The organism is Burkholderia sp. BCC1985, assembly GCF_905339915.1.
GTDB lineage: Bacteria > Pseudomonadota > Gammaproteobacteria > Burkholderiales > Burkholderiaceae > Burkholderia.
This window is the reverse complement of sequence record NZ_CAJPGY010000008.1, coordinates 167,446-185,837: the sequence shown is the minus strand read 5'-3', so window position 1 is coordinate 185,837 and position 18,392 is coordinate 167,446. Positions and strand designations below refer to the sequence as shown.

Below are 18,392 nucleotides of genomic sequence, written 5' to 3'. Positions count from 1 at the left end.
GTTCCTGAAATGACAGAGCCCCACGTGATCACGCCCGGCAGGGACGTGACCCTGCGGGGTGATTGAAGATGCCGCAATACGGCGAATCGATGCGTCCTGGGACGCCAGTTGATGCTCTACGTGCGTGCGCCGAGCAACGCCGCGGCCTGCCTCGCCGTCAGCGACGATCGCGAAACGCTGGTTGAGCGGTTCACGATCATGACGCCATAGACGTCCGCGAGAACTCGCGCCTCGGCACAGAGAACGAGCAGCTCGTCGGGCCCGGTCGGTGCCGGCGAGCGATTGCGCCACACGTTGATCGCCACCTCGATCTCGGTGATCGAAATGGCATCAGGTGGCAAACGTGTGGACGTGTCAGTTTGGTTCACGGGTGGCCTCGGAAGTGTCGCCCCGTGAACGACGCCCTGCGGGACGTGATTCCCTGGGGCTGGAAATGGCCGCATGCGGCGGATTCGATGCGTCGGTGACGCGGTGAGTAAAGCCAGTGTAGGAGCCGCCGTCATGCGGGCCGACCGGAAAGATCGAGAAATTGACGTGGCTTTGAAGCGATCCCATTCCGAATGGGTGAAAAAAAACCGGCGCACGAGGCGCCGGTTGTTCGATAACGGGTGAAGGATCACCGCTCACGCCCCAAGCAAATCGCCTTGGAGCTTCAACATCGGAAGGACCTTCGCACGGATCTCGGCGTCCCGGTCCCGCATCCGTCGTGTTCGCTCCTCGCCAACACCGTTGTGCTTCTCGACCACATAGACGAAGTACAGCGGCTTCGCCGGCCCCGGCCACACTCGCCATGCAGCCATGATGCGGGCGCGCGTCGCCGCATCGCACGCGAAGTACGACGCCCGACCCTTTCGCCATACGCTCGCGTCGTGGTCGCGCATTCGCTGCTCGCTCTTCCGAGCCCGGGCAATGCGCAGCGCCTTCTCTGCATCGACGTCCGTTTCGGGCGCCGGTGCAAGCTGATCCGCGAACAATGGGCAATCACGCTCGAGCTTTTGCGCAACACGCTTGTGTCGATTGAGGAAAGCCAGTTCCTTACGATGTGTCCAGACATAATCCTCGTAACGGATAGTTCGATCGAATCGCATAATCGACCCCTCGATCAAGCTGCGAGCTGAGTGAGCCGCGACCGCGCATAGTCCAGCGTGCCGTTCTTCGCGTGGAGAGTTCGCCCTTCGGTCGCACCCGGCTTCGCCAACGCGTAGCGCGTCGCCGCACCATGTCGAAAGCTCCGGATCTCGGAATACCCGTCAGCGATCGCCTGGTCGACATGCTCGACACCCGAAATCAGGACGTTGTCCGATCTGCGGTATCGCGCGCGGCCAGCCTGCTCCTTCGCATCATTGGTGGCTTCTTCGGCGAGCCTTTGCGCGCGTGTGGCGTCCTGCTTTGCCTCCCATTCCGCTTGCGCAGCCTCGTCATAGCCGCAGAACGAGAAGATCGCGCGCCGCCGGCGAGCCGAATTCAACCCGCGCAACGACAACCCAAACTGCTCTCGGAGTACCTGCTTGCTCTGGTCATTCCAACCCGCCGGCTGATCCAGAATTTTAAGCAGCTCGCCGACATTCCGCGCCTCGACGACGGCCGCGAATTGATTTGGGCGCTCGAACGTTGTCCGCCCGCGATCCAGCTTCGCCATCTCGACCTGGAGACTGTACCGACGCTGCGAAATCCGCCGTTGCTGTCGCTCAGCATCGAGCCAGTCGAGCGACTTCTTCAGGACAGCATCCCCGATCAGTTCACGCAAGCGCTCCGCGACCGGAGATGTTGCCGTACCGACGTCCACCGGCCGTTGATACTGCTCGGGAAGATCCGGCTTGGCCACGAGCCCTGCGGCGAAAAGACGGTCGTCGATGTCGACGTACGTGCTGTCAGCAGGAGCAGACTGCAACGCCGCGACAACCTTCGCACCGAGCTTCGCGTCAATCGGCCGTTTCTCGTGCCGGAAAATTGCCACCGCGGATTTCATGACACCGTATGGGAGTAAGTTGCGGAGGATTGGCACATCCAGAAGAACGGGGAACCACTGGAGGTCGTATTGGAAACGCTTAGCATCGCCACGGTAGTCCGCCAGCACCGACTCGGGAACCGGTTGATCCAGAAACAGCGCATAGGCAACGTGAACCTCGTGCCGACCGTTGATCCCGCCCGAATGTGAGAGACGCGGCCCTTCCGACGTATACCCGAACAGGCTACCCGCGACCTGTTCGCAAACATCGGGCAGATGAAAGCGCTGACCAGCGGTTCGCGCAGCCTCTACCTCAGCTTCGAGCTGCTCGCCAGAAAGCATCCATGCGGGTTTCTTCGCCAACTCGAACACGAAACGGAAGAGCTCCCAGCGCTTTCGAGTGACCTGCCAGGGATGCAGCTGCTTCCCGTCCTTGGTGAACCAGCATTCACGCAGCTCGGTAAACAGAGCAGTGAAGATTGCGTGGGCGGTGCCCGGTTGGCGGACCGTCAAGATCCCGTTGTAGCGCAGGATCGGAAGCAGAGCACCACCGCGGGTCAACGAGACCTCCGTCGTTTCGTAAGCAGACAGAGAAGCATCGTGGAAAAGCACGTGGAATACGTGCGCGAGTGTATCGACTTGAATCGCTTCGTTCGGAGTATGGATCGTATACATGGGTGGTTGTCCTTGCGAAAAATGGGCAACCACCCATCCGGGCAGTCGCCCCGGAGTGGGAAAGAGAAAGGTGAAGCGTCAGTCGATTTCGAGCAGTCTTGATACTACTGCGGCAACGGCCCAGCCGTGCGAGCGCGTAAGCGTCTTGATGCGTATCAGCGGTTGTGTGCGCCAGTGTCCAGAGCCTCCCTCGGCTGCCAACCAGACACTATCAACCACAACAATCCAGCCCTCCGATGTGCCGCGTTCTACCGACACCCGACCACGCCTGCGATTGGTGTCGTCGCATGGCCACACAGACGACGGTTTCAGACCATAGAGCGCCTCATTCGATCGCGCGACAAGATTAGCTGCAACTACCCACTCGGGCTCCAGCTCGGTCGAGCGAAGCATCCTCTCGACGTATTGAACGATTTCCTCTAATGCCTTGCCGGCCAGATCGAATGGTGCCGACGAGGCAGACGACGCCCCGGTGCATAAATCGGACATGGAAACTCCAAAGAAAAAGGGCCGCACCATACGGTGCAGCCCTTGATGAATGGCGGCCGCCACAGTGGGCGGCCGAAAATACGACTCAATGCATGCGGCGGTGCGGGAAACGACGTTGCTCGCGTTCCGCCCTCCGGCCGCGCTCGCACGCGATGACGCCATAGCCACAGAAAACGAGAGTCAAAAGCAACGCAACAATTCCGAAATCCATATCTAGTCTCCGTTCACGGAGTCCATTCCTACAACAAAGGTTATCACAGCGACTACAACCATTGCGGCCATGTTTCTGACCATCTGGAACGTCCAGCCGGGTGCAGAGTTAGCGTAGCCGACGATGCCCACGATCGCGGAGACGGTCAGTGCGTGACAAACCCGCCCGTACTGTTGGCGCTGGTCTTTTGACCACGTCGATCGAATCAGCCTTGTGCTCAGCCAAGACCGCTGGAGCGCAGTTGACAGCCGCAATTCGACCACGGCGAGTGTGTCGGCCGTGCTCTGGATCAACGTGGCTCCGTTGCCATCCCAACTCGCCATGATGGTCGGCGGAGACTCAGTCTCACCTACGATCGCGAGGAAGTCGCGCAGCCGGGCCGAGACGTAGACCATCCCGATATCCGGAGCGTATGTGCAGCGGTCGACAACCGAGAGGCCCGATGGGAAGTCGATACATACCTCAACGAACTCCATCGGACCTCCTAGCGGCGGTCTCGATCGAGACCGTCAACCAGCCGAAGACCCCCAAGCAAAGCCTGGTAGCCCTCGTGCGTGTCGAGTTGCGCGAGCGGCACGGTGTTGTCGCCACCACCCGATAGGTCACGAAGGCCTCGCCGCGTGCGGAACGACACCGCGACGTGCTGACGCGACGTCGAATCCACGACCTCGAGCATCATCCGGCTGGTGCGCAGGGTGACACGGCAGCCGCGGCCGGCCTTCGCCGGCTCGGCTACCACCTCATGCTCACCTGCTCGCAACCGCAGATCGCGCGCAACACGATGCAGCATCCGCATCGCATGGTGGGTCAGCGCAGCGTCGGACGCTACGCCACCCGCGCGCCGGTCCGCGTACAGAACTTTCGGTACCTTGAACATCTTGCCCTCGGAATATAAAAAGCGAGGCCCCGAACGGGAACCTCGCTATGCAGGAAGGAGCCCGGCTGTTGCCGGCGAATGAACGGCTCAGCGCGTGATGCGCATGCCGGAAGAACTGCTGACGAGCATCACGCGATCGCCAGGGGCGAAGCGCTGCTCGTCGGATTGAACGACGACCAGCGTGCGGCCGGACACCGTGCGCAGGACGACCTCAAGGCCGGCGTGACGCGCGAGCGATTCCGACAGGCGCTGCGACACATAGGCCGCACCCGCGCCAGCGAGCGCGCCAGCGATGTATCGGCCATTGCCGCCGCCGATCGTGCGAGAACCGAGAAATGCGCTGACACCCGCGCTCAACAGCGATGCCAGACCGGAACGGTCCGACTCGTTGCTGATCGTGACGCCGCGCACGCTGACGACCGTGGCCGCCTCGATTTCTCCCGCGCGCTGAACGTCGTAGCGCCGGTAGACGTCGGGGGAACCGAAGTCGTACGAAGCGCACGCGGTCAACGAAGCGAGGAGCAGAACAGAGATGAGAAGCTTGAACATAGCGATTGCCTCAAAAAAAAGAGGGCAATCGCCCGTCAGGGAAATTGCCCTGACAGGGAAGCCGACGTATGGTCGGTGAGAGAAATACGCACGGACAGAGCCGATGCGAAGGGGTCGATGCGCAGACGCGCGGGAAACAGGATCAGTGTAGGCCGGCGTGCTGCCATCGCCCGCCGGAATCGTCGAGAAAACTGCCCCGCTTTCCTCTGGCCGAAAAAAAAAGCGCCTACCCGATTACTCGGGAGGCGCTGGTTGAAGTTGTGTTGGCAAGCTACCACGGGATATGCGGGTCCATCGGGTCCACGCGCTTGCGAGCCCTCGACTTCTTCGGCTTTGGCGCGTCATACCCGAAACGCGCCCATGCGGCGGGATCGATCGGTATCGGGCTGGTGCGACCAGTCTCCAGGTTCACAAAGCTGCCCGAATACTTCAGCGACCCCGTCCGAAAAAGCGTCCAGAGCAGGTTGTAGGCCTGTACCGAGATCGCCTGATTGATGACCAAGGACTGCTTGCGCAGCGCATCGGCCATCGAGCAGGACGGTGTGTCGTCGCCCCTGTCATTCTTGGCATTCAGCAGTTCCGGGAACAGATCGCCCACGTGGGGCAACCGGTCGTGCCGGGCCTTGCCGAACTCCCCGAGAATGACCTGACCACGATCCGTCTCATTGCCGCAGTCGAGGTAGTAACGACAACTCCCGCGCTTCGCTGCCTGCACGATGGCGTGCCGCGCGCGACGTGAGTCGACGCAACCCACCACGATGTCGGCGACGATCCGCACCGACGAATCGACACGCCGCGGCTCCGCAACCCAGTTGGTTCCCATCAGGTTGTTGAGCCGGTTCACGAGCAGCAACGCCTTGTAATGCCCGACGTCATTGGGATAGAACCCCTGCCGCCCGACATTCGTCTCGCTGACGGTGTCGTCGTCGTACACCGTGCACTCGATCCCGCCAGGGTGGCCGAGCTCAATCATGGCGTGATGCAGCCGCGCGAGACTGGGAAGAAATGCGCTCCCGGTCCCGCCGGCTCCAACCACCACAACACGCCACGGCCGGCGGAGCATGTCGGCGGGAATACTATGAGTGATCACCTCGCTCATCACACCCCCTCCATTGTCAGCGCCGCCGCCCACGACTCGGGCGCGCGTTCGAACTTCTCGAAGATCCCCTTCGCGCAAAGCCGCAGCGCGACGGACGGCGTACGATCGCAATCGCCCAGCACGAGCGCAAACTTCACGTCATGCTTGTCATCCTGATTGTCCGTGCGCGAGAAGAATGCCGGGCCCGTGCCATGGGAATGGCAATCCACCACCAGCCATTCGCCGTCTGCCAGTCGCGGACGCTCATAGACCAAATGCCCCGGCCCGTGCGACAGCGAAGGCAACGCAACGATACGGAACTCACCGGTCACGCTGTTCCAGACAATCCACGCGCCGACCTCGTTTGGCAACGCCGCCCGGGCCATCGCATGAAACTCCGCGACGAGCGCGGCCGGAATCTGCCCGCACAAGACCGCCGTCGTCTCTTCGACCTTCCCGTACGGGACAGCTGTCGAGACTGCGTACTGCGCGATGCGACGCACCACGCGCACCCATGGACGCAGGACTTCGAGATAGACGCCATCCGACGCGATGAGCAGGCGCTCACCCGAACGCGTCATCGGGACAACAGCCTCCCGCGACGGAACCATCACCGACGGGAAGGACTGTTGGAGAACGGTATCGAGTGGATTCATGCGCCCCTCCCGACTTGCCCGTTGACCAGCTGATCGATCGTCCGCTTCATCGGCACCAGCGCGTTGAGCGGAAACGTCTCGCCGAACTTGCCGTCGAGCATGTCGCGCCAGAACGCGTACTCGCCGTCCTTGTACTCGATCCGTTTGCCGCCGGCGTTCGGATGCGTGAAGGCCGAATCGAAGAACCCGGCTTCCCAGCCATCGATCGACGCCACATCCACACGCTTCGGAACCTGCGCACTGCCAATGCAGATCCGGCCCATGTCCCAGGTGTTGAAGTACGGCGGTTCGAACAACGGCGTCTCGCGAACGGGGCGATCGCTGCATGCCACCGCGAACACGCGAAAGCCTTGATTCGAGGCCTGGAACACCAACCCCGGATGCGGCACAACGGCGCTTCGCTTGCCAAGGTTCTCGCATTCGAAGAACACCCGGCGCATCGCTGGCGGGCACCACCACGTGACTGCTTCAGGCGACACCCCGAGCACCGTCGCTGGCAAAAACTCCGCCCGCGGTGCCACGTGCTCGGCGAGCTGCTGAAGCGTTTGAACAAGCACCTTCCGGTCGAGCGGCCGACCGGCGCCAATGACGGGTCGGCCACTTTGGCGGTCAGCGATGACAGCGTGGGCTGTCGCAAAATGCGCACCATCCTTGCCCGTATAGAGCAACAACGCTTGCGACAACGCGACATCCGAACCAGTTCTGCCGGCCGAGATACCAGACATAACACACTCCTTTAAGTGGGTTGACTCACCAGCGCAAGAAGCCGGTCAAGGTGAGTGAGAATTCGAAACGCCAGTGCCAGGTCGGCGTACTGGCGGCGGATAGCCTTCGAAGTCGACTCCAAACGGGAAAATCCGCTGTAGGTCGTCGCATCACCGGATTGGGATTCATTGTCGAAATGACAATCGAGAAGGTCGCCGACAAACTGGTTGTCCTCAACGATCACCGAGCAAAGCGCGTAAGCCGGATTTGCGGCGTAGTTCACGTGAAGCAGATCTCGACTACGGCTGCGGCGCATCAGCGCGCGGAGCTTGAGCACCTCGGTGCAGACGCGCCTAGGCATGCCCCTGCTGCGAGCGCGAAGACGCATCAGCTCTGGGTCGGTCAGGGCACCTCGATAACGCCACTTACCGCCGCTAAACACACACGGATCAGCGTCGTCCGGACAAAGCTGTGGCCGAACAACCGACGGCAGATACGCAGAACGGGTTTCGGTGTCCTCGTCGAACCGTTCCTTCAGCGCTTCGTCCGCATCCTTGTCCGAAATGTTCGGATCGCCGTCCCAGTACCAGCACGAAAATTCGTACATGAACCAGTCTGGGAGGCGGATGAACATCGTCCGGGCCGATGCGCGGTACAACGCGGCCATCACCGTCCGGAAGAGCAACGGGTGGGCCAACCGCAGTGTCTCGATCGCCCCTTCAAGGGAGTACACCCACTCATCTTCAAGGCCGAACCCGAAGAATAGCGGCGTCGGGTCGTCATCGTTGTTCCCGTTACCGAGGCCATCGAGAACATCACGAACCGCATGCGCGTCGAACAGATGCGGCGCGAATCGGAGCCGAGAAAAAAGCCCATACTGACGTCCCATCCACGCATGAAACGCCTGCTGGAACGCGTCGCCGGCGTCGGCCGGATCATGAACATCACCTGCGCGCAACGGCCCGTACTGGAAATGCTTCAGGACCAAATCCGACAGGTTCACGTCTTCACGCCACTTCAAACGAACCGCCCCCGGCACCTCAGTCGAGAAGGACGGAAGCGTCAGAAGATCAGCGGCAAGTCGACGTCGGGCAGGGGCAGCGCGTGGCGGTTGCCAACGCGCGGCCGAGCCAGCTGCGATGCTTGAATCAGGGAGTGCAGGATCGAAGAACATTTCCGCATTTCCTCGTCATATAAAAAAACCGGCCTTTCGGCCGGTTCCTGTTGGTTGAAGCCACCATCCGGATCGGACAGGGCTTTGAGCAGATCTCGTTTACGCATGGGCGCCCTTGGCACCCGCTGCGCGGACGAATTTGTAGTGCGCCACCTCGCCCTTCATGTCCGGGCCGTCGACCGCAGCGGTCGTCAGCTCAGGGTATTGGGCGGTGTAGAGATCGCGTACCTGGTCAGGCGAAAACGTCGGACCGGGATCCAAAAGCGCCATGCCGTTGTAGGTGAACTCGCGAACCAATGCTGCGATGCTGATCGACATAGCGCACCTCACAAAATCAGCGTGGACAGATCCGTACCGGCCGGCTTCTCGTCGGCAGGGGGAGTTGCACCGGGCGAGGCGGCGGCCGTTACGGCCCCTTCCTCATCTGCATCAGCGTCTTCGTCCACGGCCGCATTTGCGGCCTCAGGCTTCGACGCTTTCGACAATGCCTTTTGGGCCTTCGTCGCCTGCGACTGCTGCTGGGCCTCGAGGATCGCATTGGTAGCCGCCACCTGTTCGCCGAGCGATTGGTGCGCAGCGGTAAAGCTACCGATCGCCGCCGCGAAGCCCTCGTCGAGCTCTGCAGCCGTCGCTTTCAGGATCAACGGCTGTCGCAGCATCGCGTCCTTGCCACCTGCCGGCGTCAAAAACACGACGATGTTGTCGCCATCCATCGTCAACGACAAGACGAGTTTTTCCGCGGAACGAAGTAGCGGTTCGAGTGCTTGAAACATTTGAATCTCCAAATAATATGCGCCGCTCGAGGCGGCGCAGAGTGTCGACGCGACTCGGCCAGGGGCCGCCCGCTGCTTAGAACTTGAGAACTTTCAGGAGCTTGCCCTCGTAGGTGAAACCTTCGACGGCGAACAACGCCGTGATGACTTCGGCCTTCGACTTCGAGAAGACTTTCTTGAAGTTGTCGCCCATCGCCGCGCGCAGCCCGAGCTCGTCCGCGATCACCATCATCTCGGCCTTGGTGACGAGGTCCAGAAACTCCTTGTCGAGCTTCCAGTACTGCGTCAGATCGAGGTTGTGGTGCTTGCAGAGTTGCTTGAGATACGTGACGTCGAGACCTTCGATCGCCGCGACAAACATGCCGGTGACCAGCGTCGCAGCCTGCTCATCCGACGTCGAGCAAGCGAGAGAAAGGGCTTTCGGAAGGTCAGCCGCAGGAGCCTTCTCGTCCGTCACCTTTTCGTAGACCGATCGGAAAACTTCGTCCTTGATCTGACGCGCATAGCCCGCGAGGACGATTGCGATCAGGTACTGTCGAGCGAGCGCCGCATTTTTGCCGACGTCGCGCCGCAGTGCCTTCCGCCACAGCGCCTCACGGTATTGCTTCACCCGGTCGGATTCGGCGACCACGGTTACCGCCGCCGGCGCCGACGCATCGGAGCTCGATGCGCTCTTGCCCGCTGCTTTAGTCGAAACGGGCGAACCCTTGGCGTCAGAGGTCGCAGCTTTCGCCGCGGCCTTCTCAGCCGTGATCCGGTCCGCAACCTTACGCATATTGCAGACAGTGTCGAAACACTGGCCACGGAAGGTCTTGCCGAGAGAATCGGGCAGCCCGCTGACAGCAACGCCGTAGTTCTGGCAGCCGTGGCACGCCTTCGCCTGCTCGGCACCAACACCGTTCGCCCCGTCGACCGCGAGTTGGACCCGCGTGTGATTGTCGCCAGCACGCACGATGCGCACGGTCGGGAACTCGTCACGCAAACCCGCGGCCGTGACCTCGAGCTGCTTGTCCGTCTTCCCGTTGTAGCACTGGCGATTCGTGCAGTTACCGGTCGCGATCGACTCGCCGAACATCTCGGATTGCATCGCCGAGTTGTGCGGGCACGCCGCGCAATCGGCCTTGTCGAAGATCGCGGCGGACAGAGAGCATGCCGCACTCTCGACGAGCTTTCGGACGTCGGTCACGGACTTCTTCTCGGAGATGATCACCGGAAGCACGCGATCCTGATTCTCCTTGGACAGTGCGGCAAGCAACTCCGCGTGACCCAGAAGGATCTGGCGCGTGTTCAGGGCGATGAGGACTTCGTTACTGCAGTTCAGCAGCGCGAGACGGCTGTTGAGCGTGGGAAGGCTCCAGCCGATCCGCCTGGCAGCCTCTTCGCGATCCCCTTGGCAGCGGCCAAGAAGGCGCGCCGCCTCGACTGCCTCGTCACCGGGGGACATGTCGTCACGCTGAATATTCTCGGTAAAGGCAATTTCCTCCGCCTCAACCGGATCCACGTCCTTAACGTTCACCGGCATGTCGTAGTCATCGCCGCGCGTTTCGAGCGCGGCTTTGTACCGACGGCCGCCGGCGATGAGTTCGAAGAATCCGTCGTCGATCGGACGGACGATAACCGGCGTATCAACACCGCGAGCCGAGATCGACGCCTTCATTTCGGCCATCTTGGCGTCATCGAAGTACGTGCGAGGGTTTCGACCGAGCTTGATACGGCCGAGCTTGATGGTCGGCTGCTGAAGGAGTGCTTGTTGCATTGCAGGTTCTCCGGAGAGGGAACCTGCCCCCGATCGGGAGTGGTTCCCGATGGGGTTGGAAAGGAATGCCGGCGGCGCCGGCTGAGTCGATGCGTCAGTGACGCGGTAGATGAGGAAAAGATAACGCTTGAATTTTCAGTGGCTTGTCGGAAAGCCCGAGAAAATCAGCCAGCTTTTCCTGATCGAGTGCAGCTCGAGTTTCGGGATTTGAAACGAAAAAGCCCGATCGAAACGATCGGGCCTGGGTCAAAGAAAACGCACGCTATCGCATGGTCTAGAAGAGCGCCAACTGATCAACGGCCTCAAAAATGCTGGCTCTCGACTGCTCGACAGCTTCGTCGAAGAGATCGCAAAGGCCCTCGTCGGAAACCCCGGCGGCAAGCGCCGGCGCCTCGACGACTGGCGCAACGGCGACCTCACTGTCGAACACCACGTCTCCCGCCGGTTCCTGCATTTCATCGGCGTCCGGAGCGACCGCGCTGCGGTCCAGCGCCAATACTTCACGCAGAGCATCTGCCTGCCTGTGCTGCCGAAGCTTCGCCCGCCAACCGCCGAGAATATGCGCTGGGGTGTACCACATACCCCACACCTCCATGGTGAGCGCGTTCCCGTGCACGATAATCGCGGGAACGTGCATCATCGACAACTGCAGATAGGTCATATGCACGCAGCGTGCGTCGATGTCGATGCAGGTTGCATGCAAGGTCTGCTGGTAGTTTTGGCCGACCGAAAGCAATGCGTCTGCCGTCGCGATTACCATGCCACCCGCACCACATGCAGGCTCTTGCATGCGCATGAACCCATCCTGCTCAATGGCGTCGCTCCGACCGCCGATCGTGATGCCCGCCATCAGGCGGGAAACACTGTATGGCGTGAAGAACTGGCCGGCCCGGTCGTTGCCGATGTCCAGCATCATGTACGTCTCACCGAGCACGTCCGTCAGGTTTCCCGGACAGGGCAATGCGCCAGGCGGAAGGTCTTCATCGACGCCAAGTCGATGCTCGAACGAGAGCGTTAGCTCCGCGAACATCCGGGCAAACAATTGAAGCTCTTCGGGTTTGTACTTTCCGACGATCTCCAAGTAGCGCCTTTCCCGCGGTTCAAACTGCGGCTTGTCCACGCTGTTGCTCAGCGTGATAGCGGATATCTCGACGAAATCCGCAAACACAGTATTGATCTGATGGGCATAGCCAAACTGCTTGAGCAGCTTCACGAGTTCAGCCTGATGGGGATCGGCTGCGCGTGCAAACTTTCTCTCCGCGCTCTTTCGGCTCATACGACGGCCTCCAGCGTACGGACGGTTGAAACGGGCATGGTGCTCTCCAGATTAATGACGGGAGAGCACGCCCGACAGGAGTGATCCCGTAGGGGTGAAGTAGATGGGCCGCGCGCGGCCGTAGGTCGATGCGTCGTAGACGCGGTGGTTGGAACGGATGGTAAAGCGCGGTACCCGAACTGGGGGCCCGAAATGCCGTCAGGTTCGGGCACGCTTTCGCCCCGGTGGCCAAGATGCCGAGATACCCACAATTGCGCTGCACAAGCTTGTGGATAAGTCGCGGCCGACCAAGCCTAGCGGCGCTCGTAGCTCGATGCTCACTTTTTAAGCAGCACCTGGGCCGCGCAACCGGTTGAGCGGGGTAAGGCGAAAAGCTCCAGAAAACTGGTGCGCTTTCTCAGGCATCTCCAGTGCCCACCGGCTGCATGGTTTAGGTGGGTGCGTCCCTCGCTCCCATCCTACCAACCGGGTAAGTGCTCCTTGGGCCGGCTGAAGCGTCACAGCATTTGACCGGCCGCCGTGCCACGCGTCGCGCACCCCCATACGCCGAAACCTCTAACCCACTCAACATGGACCTGATCATTCCCAGTCTGCTGATGATCGTCACCCTGGTCGCTGTCTTGACAAGGCTCAGCCACGATAGTCGAATAGTTGTCGGTTGCGCGACGGTGGCCCTCCTCGCCGCGTCCTGGGCTTTCTCGGCACTGAGACGGCAGCTCGATCGTTGGCGGGAACAGCGAGACGCCAACGAGAAAATGGTCATGGAGCAGCGGTTCCCGTTTTGCCACGTCACCCGCTTATCAACCGGCGAGTGGTTCCTCACGGAGAAGGAGACGGGCCGTGAATACAAGGGCCCGCTGAAGACACCGCTACCAATCGCAAACAACGAGAGCGCACGATGAGCCGCGTCTCCTTTGCGGGCGTCGCTGTTCCACTCGACGACGTCCAGGAAAATCCCGCCGCATTCGTCCGCCCGCTCGAGCGCGCGAAGATCAGTCCGGGATACGCGCAATGCCTATGCCGCAGCGCGGCCTCGCCGCTGCGTCTCCAGATCCGCCGATACGGGAACCTGTTCCATCTTGCCGGGTGGCCGGATGAGGGACCGTTGCACGACCGCCTGTCTTGTTCGTTCCACAAGGATCCGAGTGACGGGAGCAGCGAATCCGGAAAGGCCATGGCGGGCATCGAGGCCACTGCAGCGGGTTTGCGAGCGAAGCTCGACGTCGCCCTCACGCAGCGCACCGTCGGTCCAGTATCAAAGGGCCCACGACAAGCCGGCGCACCGACTACCTCGCGCCGCTCGGCACCGCTCCTCGGCTTCCTGCAGACGCTCTGGCAAGTCGCCGGGCTCAATCGCTGGTCCGGTGTTGACCGCGCGCGGAACTGGGGTGTCTGCAATGCGCGTGTTCTCGCCGAGATCAGCGACGCGGTGATCAACGGCGAGCCCGCCGAGCAGGTTCTGCACGTCATGCGCAGGTTCCCGGAAGCAGATCGCACCGCCATCAACGCCGAGTTCGATGCTTTTTTCGCACGCGTTGTCCAGCGCGACGGCACGAACCATCGCGGCCTGGTCATCGGCGAGATCTCAGAAATTGGCGTGCCCCCTTACGGGCGCTCGATCACATTGCGACAGAGCGCAAAGCGGTACTACTGCAATACCGAGCTGATCGCGCTCGCCGAGAAGCGATACGGCCACGCGATGCGCGCCCTCGGCGACGGGAGCGCCCGAGTTGTCGCGATTCTCGTGATCGAGCGTACGCCGAAGGGGCATCACGTTGTAGTCGAGCTCGCAGCAATGCTTTGCTCGTCCACGTACATCACATGCGATTCCATCCACGAAGTCGCTATGGCAAATCGGCTCGTTGCCGAAGGCCGCGCCTTCGACAAGCCGATCCGGCTAAATGAAGGCACCGACATGCTGCCGGACTTCGTCCTAACAGACACCGCGGAACCAACCCACATCGAGGTCTATGGCATGAATGGCGTTGCCGAGTACGAGGCTCGCAAGCGGGAAAAGCAACGTCTCCGCATGGCGCGCGGAATCCAGGCCGTGGAGTGGGATATCGATAGGTGTCAGCTGGTCGATGTCCATTTCCCTCCTATTGCGCGACGAAGCGCCAGACCTTGACATCGCGACGACGCCGGCAAGATGAAGGCATCTTCTCAACCTGGACGCCTCCTATGCACGGCAAGTCGCTTTTCCTCCATCGCGCGGTCTCCCGCACCGATCAGTGGGGTCCGCAGTTTCCCGCCCTCTCCATGGCATGCCGCCACCCCGACTCTTTCTCCGGCGGCCGGCAGCTCGCCGTCGCGGTGACCGACGCTCGCGGACTGCGGTGCGCAGTCTTCACGAGCTTCGGCGCCATCCTCGAGTTCCGCGCGTCGTGGGACGAACTGGAACGCGCCGGCACCTGGTGGCATTACGCGCGGGCATGGCATTTCTGGTTCGTCGACGATCTTCAATCCGCGCGACGAGTATTTCCTACCGATTCCGGCCAGATCGTCGTCGCATCCTCCGAATCAAGCGACACATCCAACACGTCCACCGACTCGCTCCTGTCCCTTATTCGCGTTGCGGAACTACGGGCTTCACGCGATTAATTCAGACGGGTAAGGAATTACCGGAAGGAATATTCGCGCTTTTCTCGGTTTTGCCGCCATGCAAAAACAGCAATAATGCCGGCGACGAGAAACTTACAACCTTCCGACAAATGATCGAACAGCTCTATCCATGTGAGCACTGTGGCGGCCGGCCGACCGTCGGCCGATCGCAACGACTCGTCGAATGCGACGAGAATCGCCGATTCGATTTCAGCCAGTTCGGCCGTTTCGGCGGCCCCCCGAACATCGGTGACGTACTTCCCCGCCCGCCCGAGGCTCCGGTGACCGAACCATTGGTCTGCATCTATTGCACAGGTTGCGGCATGTCGACGCAGTGGGAAACGATCGGCGACGACGAAGCGGCCGCGAAAGACCGCTGCGCCGAAACATGGAACCAGCGCTTGAATCGACCGAAAGCAACGGATGAGGACCTGCGAAGGCTGATCGAGAGAGAGCTCGGCGCCTGCGATACGCAGCTGGTTCTCGACATGCTGTCCCGCGTAGAAGGAGACTGGAACGAGATTGGTCCGATCTTCAAGATGTTGGCGCAGCGCATTGTCGACGCGACCGTCGTCACCTTCGATACGTGGCCGATCGCACCGGTACTCGAAGACGCAGCACGATATCGAAAACTCGTCCAGTTGGCGAAGTGGATCGAGGTCGACGGACAGGACTATGTCCAGTTCCCGAAAATCCACTCGCCGAACGAGCATCGAGATTTCCTTTTCGAAGATCGGATAGCGATCGCGGTGGACACCATGCCCGACCGAGATCGGTGGTAGCTGGTGAACGCCACAACACGTCGGGCGACCAGGCGCCGGACGGATCTCATTACGGACTCAACCAACTACAAATCAAAACCATGCGAGGATCCATAAAGTGGTTCTCGAAAGATAAGGGCCACGGCTTTATCTACGGGGACACATCCATCGATTTCTTCTTTCACGTCAGCGACGTCATCGGCGCCGAGGCGCCACGCGACGGCGACATCGTGGAGTTCGACGCCACGTCAAACAATCGAGGCCCGCGCACGGCCAGAGTGCGAATTGTCGAGAGGCCATCGCGAGCGCCCGCCTCGCAACATCGCGATGATCTCGTTGAGTGCATTGCATGCAAGAAGAAGATGGTCCCGCGGATCATCACGCATCGGGGGCGGCCGGAGCGCTCGGTATGTCCGTACTGCGCAGCCACCTACAAACGGTTCGGCATGTGCTTCATCGCGTCTGCGGTCTATGGCGACTACGACGCACCGGAAGTCCTTGCTCTCCGTGGATTCCGAGACAATGTCCTCCGGACCACGAAGCCGGGCCGTTGGGCGATCCGGACGTACTACCGGGTATCGCCACCGCTCGCGCGATTCCTCCATGCGCATCCGAAGCTCCCGCAGCGCATCAAACCAGTTCTCGACGTAGTCGTTCGAAGTGTTCGGCGGCGCCCGCACTGAACAAAATAGATTCTTCGTGGATTTCCGGGGGGAACGCCGGCGAGGAACGTCGGCGTTCGGCGGCTTTCGGCCATTCGGCATCGGTGCCTGGATCGTTGACAACGCCTTCCGATCAATGGCCATCTCTCGCGGCGTATTCAGGCTCTCCGTCCGTTGGCTTCAGCAAGGCGCTGGAGCCAATGTCGTCCGGATGCTCATTGTGCGAACGACACTGGATCGGCGTTGCCTCCGCAGATGACCACGGCTATTTTCTCACCGGGCGAGCGGACATAGGCACCCGAAAGCAGGGCTGCGAAAGCGGTTGCGCCTCCGGGCTCCGAGGCAATCTTGAGCTTTTCCCATAGAACCCTTTGCGCATCGCGAATTTTCTCATCCGACACCAGTACGGAGTCGCGCACGGTCGGAAGCAGAATGGAAAAAGGCACGTTACCGATACGCCTGCACCCGAGAGAATCCGCGGCAATGCCCCCCGTCTCGACGTCGACCGGCATGCGAGCCTGCAACGCGCGGTTTAGCGTCGGGCAGTTCTCCGGTTCGACAGCGACGACTTTTACGCGTCCGGAAAACCACGCTGCGATACCGCCAATAAATCCGCCGCCACCCACTGAAACAAGCACCGTGTCGATGTCCGGCAACTGCGTGTCGAGTTCGATCGCAATTGTGCCTTGTCCCGCTACCGTCGCGGGATGGTCGAACGCATGCACGTTCAGCGCCCCCGATTCAGCGGCCCGGGCTTCGCTAGCCGCGAGTGCCTCGACGTAGGTATCTCCGGCTACAACGACCCGCGCACCAAGATCCGTCAGCATCTTGCGCTTGAGCGCGGTTGCGATGTTTGGCACATAGATCTCCGCACGGACGCCGAGCTTTTGCGCTGCGTATGCGACGGCGATACCGTGGTTTCCTCCCGAGGCCGCGATCACGCCCGCAGGCGGAACAGGCTCGCCGAGCAAACGATTGAACGCACCTCGTGGCTTGAACGAGCCGGTGACCTGAAGGGATTCGAGCTTCATGAAGGTGTCGCAAGGAACATCGAACCAACCGGCCTCCAGCTGGATAACGGGCGTGGTACGAATGAATGGGGCGATACGCTGTGCGGCCACCCGGATGTCCTCTTTCGTGATCATTTGGGCAGATCCTCGTGATTGGCTTCATGTTGACGCATCGAAGGGATGATGGTCACCGGCGCGTGACGACGTTCGTCAACCGTCAGGCGAAAAACGTCGGGGCGGCTGTAATGGCCCGTTACATCGAAATCAAATTTGCCGCGTGCAATATTTCGCAGATCTATTTCTGCTGTGAGAATGGTTTCTTCACCAAACGCGGGGCCTGCAAGGATTTGTCCAAACGGATCGATGATGCAGCTCCCCCCGGCCTGAACCACCGCGTCGGGATCGTCTCCGAACACATTGGCATAAGTGTCAGGAAAATCGCGTCGCCGGAGAAACTGATTGCTTGCAAGTACATAGCATCGGCCTTCGACAGCGATGTGTTGCATCGACGCGACCCACGTCGGCCTGGAATCGGCCGTCGGTGCGCAGTAAAGCTGAATCCCCTTGGCATACATGGCCGTGCGCATCATGGGCATGTAGTTTTCCCAGCAAATCACAGCGCCGAGTTTTCCAAGGGAGGTGTCCAGTACAGGCATAGTTGATCCGTCGCCATAACCCCAGATAAGACGTTCGGCGCCGGTCGGCATCAGCTTGCGGTGTTTGCCAAGGAAATCTCCTGTCGGGCCGAAAAAAAGGACACAACAATAGAGGGTTCCCGCATCGCGTTCGATAACGCCGATCACCATATGAACGCCGTGACGCCCTGCAATTGCGGCAAGTTCGTCCACGCACGGCCCCGGTACATCGATCGCCGCTTCCCAATACTCGCGATAGGCGTCCCTTCCTTCGTCGCTGCGTCCGCCAACGTACGATCCAAACGCATGCCCCTTCGGATAACCGCCGACGAACGCTTCCGGAAATACGACCAGCCGGGCGCTTCGGGACACGGCAGATGCAACCAGATCCTCGACCTTTGCCAGGGTCCGCCGCTGGTCAAAAGGAATGGGTGTTCCCTGGATGACGGAAGCGATCCACGGCGCCCCCATGTTCGACTCATTCATTGATGCCTCCTTGCGAATCAATAATGAACGTGATAGTATCAATAAAGAACAGCATACTCGCTTGCCCGAT

Annotated in this window: 22 protein-coding genes; 5 read left to right on the top strand and 17 right to left on the bottom strand. The window is 60.9% G+C overall.

The window, feature by feature from the left end:
* Nucleotides 1-116: 116 nt before the first annotated feature.
* The 15 genes from U4Z31_RS10775 to U4Z31_RS10705 form a co-directional block, all read right to left on the bottom strand.
* Nucleotides 117-368 (bottom strand): DUF3717 domain-containing protein, encoded by a 252-nt coding sequence (locus tag U4Z31_RS10775; RefSeq protein ID WP_321810295.1) that lies wholly within the window; start codon nt 366-368, stop codon nt 117-119.
* A gap of 255 nt (nt 369-623) precedes the next feature.
* Nucleotides 624-1,088 carry a hypothetical protein gene (locus U4Z31_RS10770; protein ID WP_321810294.1) on the bottom strand — a complete coding sequence of 155 codons (465 nt, stop codon included), beginning with the start codon at nt 1,086-1,088 and terminating at the stop codon, nt 624-626.
* Between the two features lie 14 nt (nt 1,089-1,102).
* Nucleotides 1,103-2,623 carry a hypothetical protein gene (locus U4Z31_RS10765; protein ID WP_321810293.1) on the bottom strand — a complete coding sequence of 507 codons (1,521 nt, stop codon included), beginning with the start codon at nt 2,621-2,623 and terminating at the stop codon, nt 1,103-1,105.
* A 78-nt stretch (nt 2,624-2,701) separates the two neighbouring features.
* Nucleotides 2,702-3,112, bottom strand: a complete 411-nt coding sequence (locus U4Z31_RS10760; protein WP_321810292.1) for a hypothetical protein — start codon at nt 3,110-3,112, stop codon at nt 2,702-2,704.
* Between the two features lie 213 nt (nt 3,113-3,325).
* Nucleotides 3,326-3,799, bottom strand: coding sequence for a hypothetical protein (locus U4Z31_RS10755; RefSeq protein WP_321810291.1), 474 nt, complete (start codon nt 3,797-3,799; stop codon nt 3,326-3,328).
* An 8-nt stretch (nt 3,800-3,807) separates the two neighbouring features.
* Nucleotides 3,808-4,200 (bottom strand): hypothetical protein, encoded by a 393-nt coding sequence (locus tag U4Z31_RS10750; RefSeq protein ID WP_321810290.1) that lies wholly within the window; start codon nt 4,198-4,200, stop codon nt 3,808-3,810.
* A gap of 87 nt (nt 4,201-4,287) precedes the next feature.
* Nucleotides 4,288-4,749 (bottom strand): hypothetical protein, encoded by a 462-nt coding sequence (locus U4Z31_RS10745; protein WP_321810289.1) that lies wholly within the window; start codon nt 4,747-4,749, stop codon nt 4,288-4,290.
* Between the two features lie 271 nt (nt 4,750-5,020).
* On the bottom strand, nt 5,021-5,848 hold the full coding sequence (locus U4Z31_RS10740) for a PRTRC system ThiF family protein (protein ID WP_321810288.1): 828 nt from the start codon (nt 5,846-5,848) through the stop codon (nt 5,021-5,023).
* Nucleotides 5,848-6,483 (bottom strand): PRTRC system protein A, encoded by a 636-nt coding sequence (locus U4Z31_RS10735; RefSeq protein ID WP_321810287.1) that lies wholly within the window; start codon nt 6,481-6,483, stop codon nt 5,848-5,850. Before U4Z31_RS10735 ends, U4Z31_RS10740 begins: the two co-directional genes overlap by 1 nt.
* Entirely contained in the window at nt 6,480-7,208 is a 729-nt protein-coding gene (locus U4Z31_RS10730; RefSeq protein WP_321810286.1) for a PRTRC system protein B, read from the bottom strand. The genes U4Z31_RS10735 and U4Z31_RS10730 overlap by 4 nt, the downstream gene beginning before the upstream one ends.
* Before the next feature lie 11 nt (nt 7,209-7,219).
* Complete coding sequence (locus U4Z31_RS10725) at nt 7,220-8,362, bottom strand: PRTRC system protein F (protein ID WP_321810285.1); 1,143 nt, start codon at nt 8,360-8,362, stop codon at nt 7,220-7,222.
* Between the two features lie 99 nt (nt 8,363-8,461).
* On the bottom strand, nt 8,462-8,680 hold the full coding sequence (locus tag U4Z31_RS10720) for a PRTRC system protein C (protein WP_096506455.1): 219 nt from the start codon (nt 8,678-8,680) through the stop codon (nt 8,462-8,464).
* Nucleotides 8,681-8,688: 8 nt separating this feature from the next.
* On the bottom strand, nt 8,689-9,135 hold the full coding sequence (locus tag U4Z31_RS10715) for a PRTRC system protein E (protein WP_321810284.1): 447 nt from the start codon (nt 9,133-9,135) through the stop codon (nt 8,689-8,691).
* Between the two features lie 76 nt (nt 9,136-9,211).
* Nucleotides 9,212-10,891 (bottom strand): PRTRC system ParB family protein, encoded by a 1,680-nt coding sequence (locus tag U4Z31_RS10710; RefSeq protein WP_321810283.1) that lies wholly within the window; start codon nt 10,889-10,891, stop codon nt 9,212-9,214.
* Nucleotides 10,892-11,165: 274 nt separating this feature from the next.
* Nucleotides 11,166-12,167, bottom strand: coding sequence for an N-6 DNA methylase (locus tag U4Z31_RS10705; RefSeq protein WP_321810282.1), 1,002 nt, complete (start codon nt 12,165-12,167; stop codon nt 11,166-11,168).
* Nucleotides 12,168-12,736: 569 nt separating this feature from the next.
* On the opposite strand from U4Z31_RS10705, the gene U4Z31_RS10700 reads away from it, so the two are divergent.
* The 5 genes from U4Z31_RS10700 (at nt 12,737) to U4Z31_RS10680 (ending at nt 16,212) form a co-directional block, all read left to right on the top strand.
* Nucleotides 12,737-13,069 carry a hypothetical protein gene (locus tag U4Z31_RS10700; protein WP_043292945.1) on the top strand — a complete coding sequence of 111 codons (333 nt, stop codon included), beginning with the start codon at nt 12,737-12,739 and terminating at the stop codon, nt 13,067-13,069.
* The gene (locus U4Z31_RS10695) at nt 13,066-14,295 is read left to right on the top strand and encodes a DUF1173 family protein (RefSeq protein WP_321810281.1); all 1,230 of its coding nucleotides are present in this window, start codon (nt 13,066-13,068) and stop codon (nt 14,293-14,295) included. Before U4Z31_RS10700 ends, U4Z31_RS10695 begins: the two co-directional genes overlap by 4 nt.
* A gap of 53 nt (nt 14,296-14,348) precedes the next feature.
* Entirely contained in the window at nt 14,349-14,768 is a 420-nt protein-coding gene (locus tag U4Z31_RS10690) for a hypothetical protein (RefSeq protein WP_175753966.1), read from the top strand.
* Between the two features lie 110 nt (nt 14,769-14,878).
* Entirely contained in the window at nt 14,879-15,550 is a 672-nt protein-coding gene (locus U4Z31_RS10685) for a Lar family restriction alleviation protein (protein ID WP_321810280.1), read from the top strand.
* Nucleotides 15,544-16,212: a cold shock domain-containing protein gene (locus U4Z31_RS10680; protein WP_321810279.1), complete on the top strand. Its 669-nt coding sequence runs from the start codon at nt 15,544-15,546 to the stop codon at nt 16,210-16,212. The genes U4Z31_RS10685 and U4Z31_RS10680 overlap by 7 nt, the downstream gene beginning before the upstream one ends.
* A 194-nt stretch (nt 16,213-16,406) precedes the next feature.
* Here U4Z31_RS10680 and U4Z31_RS10675 read toward each other — a convergent pair whose 3' ends face one another.
* A complete protein-coding gene (locus U4Z31_RS10675; protein WP_321810278.1) occupies nt 16,407-17,336 on the bottom strand; it encodes a threonine/serine dehydratase in 930 nt (309 codons plus the stop codon).
* Nucleotides 17,333-18,322: a nitrilase-related carbon-nitrogen hydrolase gene (locus tag U4Z31_RS10670; RefSeq protein ID WP_321810277.1), complete on the bottom strand. Its 990-nt coding sequence runs from the start codon at nt 18,320-18,322 to the stop codon at nt 17,333-17,335. The genes U4Z31_RS10675 and U4Z31_RS10670 overlap by 4 nt, the downstream gene beginning before the upstream one ends.
* Nucleotides 18,323-18,392 lie beyond the last annotated feature (70 nt).

Coding starts and splice junctions, on each gene's coding strand:
- U4Z31_RS10705 (WP_321810282.1), bottom strand. CDS start 12,167: ATGAGCCGAAAGAGCGCGGAGAGAAAGTTTGCACGCGCAGCCGATCCC.
- U4Z31_RS10675 (WP_321810278.1), bottom strand. CDS start 17,336: ATGATCACGAAAGAGGACATCCGGGTGGCCGCACAGCGTATCGCCCCA.
- U4Z31_RS10765 (WP_321810293.1), bottom strand. CDS start 2,623: ATGTATACGATCCATACTCCGAACGAAGCGATTCAAGTCGATACACTC.
- U4Z31_RS10725 (WP_321810285.1), bottom strand. CDS start 8,362: ATGTTCTTCGATCCTGCACTCCCTGATTCAAGCATCGCAGCTGGCTCG.
- U4Z31_RS10685 (WP_321810280.1), top strand. CDS start 14,879: ATGATCGAACAGCTCTATCCATGTGAGCACTGTGGCGGCCGGCCGACC.
- U4Z31_RS10710 (WP_321810283.1), bottom strand. CDS start 10,891: ATGCAACAAGCACTCCTTCAGCAGCCGACCATCAAGCTCGGCCGTATC.
- U4Z31_RS10750 (WP_321810290.1), bottom strand. CDS start 4,200: ATGTTCAAGGTACCGAAAGTTCTGTACGCGGACCGGCGCGCGGGTGGC.
- U4Z31_RS10670 (WP_321810277.1), bottom strand. CDS start 18,322: ATGAATGAGTCGAACATGGGGGCGCCGTGGATCGCTTCCGTCATCCAG.
- U4Z31_RS10735 (WP_321810287.1), bottom strand. CDS start 6,483: ATGAATCCACTCGATACCGTTCTCCAACAGTCCTTCCCGTCGGTGATG.
- U4Z31_RS10755 (WP_321810291.1), bottom strand. CDS start 3,799: ATGGAGTTCGTTGAGGTATGTATCGACTTCCCATCGGGCCTCTCGGTT.
- U4Z31_RS10700 (WP_043292945.1), top strand. CDS start 12,737: ATGGACCTGATCATTCCCAGTCTGCTGATGATCGTCACCCTGGTCGCT.
- U4Z31_RS10730 (WP_321810286.1), bottom strand. CDS start 7,208: ATGTCTGGTATCTCGGCCGGCAGAACTGGTTCGGATGTCGCGTTGTCG.
- U4Z31_RS10760 (WP_321810292.1), bottom strand. CDS start 3,112: ATGTCCGATTTATGCACCGGGGCGTCGTCTGCCTCGTCGGCACCATTC.
- U4Z31_RS10715 (WP_321810284.1), bottom strand. CDS start 9,135: ATGTTTCAAGCACTCGAACCGCTACTTCGTTCCGCGGAAAAACTCGTC.
- U4Z31_RS10695 (WP_321810281.1), top strand. CDS start 13,066: ATGAGCCGCGTCTCCTTTGCGGGCGTCGCTGTTCCACTCGACGACGTC.
- U4Z31_RS10720 (WP_096506455.1), bottom strand. CDS start 8,680: ATGTCGATCAGCATCGCAGCATTGGTTCGCGAGTTCACCTACAACGGC.
- U4Z31_RS10740 (WP_321810288.1), bottom strand. CDS start 5,848: ATGAGCGAGGTGATCACTCATAGTATTCCCGCCGACATGCTCCGCCGG.
- U4Z31_RS10745 (WP_321810289.1), bottom strand. CDS start 4,749: ATGTTCAAGCTTCTCATCTCTGTTCTGCTCCTCGCTTCGTTGACCGCG.
- U4Z31_RS10770 (WP_321810294.1), bottom strand. CDS start 1,088: ATGCGATTCGATCGAACTATCCGTTACGAGGATTATGTCTGGACACAT.
- U4Z31_RS10690 (WP_175753966.1), top strand. CDS start 14,349: ATGCACGGCAAGTCGCTTTTCCTCCATCGCGCGGTCTCCCGCACCGAT.